This is a genomic window from Lactiplantibacillus sp. 3062 (assembly GCF_055413545.1).
This window is the reverse complement of sequence record NZ_JBVAYE010000027.1, coordinates 1-309: the sequence shown is the minus strand read 5'-3', so window position 1 is coordinate 309 and position 309 is coordinate 1. Positions and strand designations below refer to the sequence as shown.

Here is a 309-nt window from a genome sequence, read left to right as displayed (position 1 = left end):
AGTATGCTAAAAGGACCAGTTTTAACATGGCACCGAGGTTATATTCCCGCGGACGGCCAAACTGGTAATCATATTTTAGTTTTAAACTCTCAACAAGCTGGTTGATGTAACGAGCAGGATGATGCTCTTCTGGTTGGTAATCCAAGGCGATACTCAAAGTGGTTTGATTCATGTTATAATAATCTTGCATATTAGGAATGTCCTTTCGAGGATAATTTCGTAGAGTATCGGGTGCGACCGATGCTCTTTTTTTATTTTCTATTATATCAAAAACAGGTCTGGAAAAATCCGAAGATTTTTCCAGACCTG

The 309-nt window shown here is 38.8% G+C and carries 1 pseudogene; it reads right to left on the bottom strand.

Going from position 1 to position 309, the window contains the following annotated elements:
• A pseudogene (locus tag ACWQAU_RS15160) lies at positions 1–190 on the bottom strand (IS1182 family transposase); the annotation flags it as partial.
• Between the last annotated feature and the right edge of the window lie 119 nt (positions 191–309).